Raw genomic sequence first — 1745 nt, forward strand, 5'->3', positions numbered from 1 at the left:
CACCCGAGAGACTCTCTCAGGCTTTCCTCCGGGCGCTTCCCTTCGGTCTTGCGTTTCCGACTCTATCAGATCCTTTTCCGATCCGATTTCCTCGGCGCTTTCCAGGTTCCCGCTTTCGCGTTTCCCTTTCCGGCGGTTCCGACTCTATCAGATCCTTTCGGCCCTGATTCCCCGTCAGAGGGGGTTGTCTTCGCGGCTGTTGGGCCGTTCCGACGAGTGAGACTCTAGCGGATTCCCGGCTCCCGAGCTAATCGGGGGCCGCGTCCTGACGGACGTGGATTCCTCATTCCTTGAATACGCGCACCGACAATGCGACGACGCCGACAGCGCGACTGTTCGTCGTGAAGTGGTTGGTACTTGCGGAATGACTGTCCGGGGACCGACCGGGGTCGGCGCTCACGTCGGACAACTCGGAGAACATTACGAGTGCGGTACCGGCGTGTCAAATCCCGGGCGGTGCGGCCTCCGCAGGCGTACCGTGGCGGGCGTGATGACGCGTACGTGCACTCAGCTCTGGCGGGCCGCCTGACGGCGGCCGTAGTACGTATGCACTCAACGGCCGCCGCTTCGGCGGCCGTTCCCGTATCTCCCTCCGGGAGGGGCGGCCGACGGGTGGCGGCGGCCCTGACCAGGAGGTGGAGAGATGACACGGGTCTTCAGTGGGGTCAAGCCGACCGGGCACCTGACGCTGGGGAACTACCTGGGAGCCATGCGGCAGTGGGCCGCGGAGGACCAGCACCGGTCGGACGCGCTGTTCTGCGTCGTCGACCTGCACGCGCTGACCGTGGACCACGATCCGGCGCGGGTGCGCAGACTGAGCCGGCAGGCGGCGTCCCTGTTGCTGGCGGCGGGGCTGGATCCGGAGCTGTGCACCGTGTTCGTGCAGAGCCACGTGGACGAGCATGCCCGGCTGTCGTACGTACTGGAGTGCGTCGCCACCGACGGCGAGATGCGGCGGATGATCCAGTACAAGGAGAAGGCCGCGCGGGAGCGGCAGCGGGGCGGGAGTGTGCGGCTGTCGCTGCTGACGTATCCCGTGCTGATGGCGGCCGACATCCTGGCGTACGGGACGGGCGAGGTGCCGGTCGGGAACGACCAGACTCAGCACGTGGAGCTCGCGCGGGATCTGGCGGTGCGGTTCAACCAGCGGTACGGGCACACGTTCGTGGTGCCGCGGGCCACGAGTCCGGCGGTCGCCGCTCGGGTGATGAATCTGCAGGAACCCGCGTCGAAGATGGGGAAGAGCGACGACGTCGGGCCGGGGATCGTCTATCTGCTGGACGAGCCGGACGTGGTGCGGAAGAAGGTCATGCGGGCCGTGACCGACAGTGGGCGCGAGGTCGTGTACGACCGGGAGGGGCGGCCGGGGCTCGCCAACCTGCTCGAGATCCTCGCCGCCTGCACGGGTGCGGGACCGGCTGAGCTGGCGGGTGGGTACGACTCGTACGGCGCCTTGAAGAAGGACACCGCGGAGGCGGTCGTCGAGGTGCTGCGGCCCGTGCAGGAGCGGCACAAGGAGCTGTGCGCGGATCCCGGGTATGTGGAGGGTGTGCTGAGGGAGGGGGCGGGCAAGGCCCGGGCCATGGCTCGGCCGACCGTGGATGCCGCTTACCGCGCGATCGGGCTGCTGCCGCCCGTGAACGCTGCGCGGTAGGCGTGGGGGCCGGGGGGGGGGGGGGGGGGGGGGGGGGGGGGGGACCCCCCCCCCCCCCACCCCCCCCGCCCGCACCCAGCGCCGCACCGCC

The 1745-nt window shown here is 69.5% G+C and carries 1 protein-coding gene; it reads left to right on the forward strand.

The window, feature by feature from the left end; all coding sequences use genetic code 11:
• The first annotated feature begins 643 nt into the window (after positions 1–643).
• A complete protein-coding gene (gene trpS, locus ACZ7G3_RS13420) occupies positions 644–1654 on the forward strand; it encodes a tryptophan--tRNA ligase (protein ID WP_470925442.1) in 1011 nt (336 codons plus the stop codon).
• Positions 1655–1745: the final 91 nt, after the last annotated feature.

The organism is Streptomyces sp. NPDC037271 (genome assembly GCF_055603605.1).

Bases quoted from the DNA above. Each gene is read 5' to 3' on its own strand.
- trpS (WP_470925442.1), top strand. From the start codon at position 644: ATGACACGGGTCTTCAGTGGGGTCAAGCCGACCGGGCACCTGACGCTG.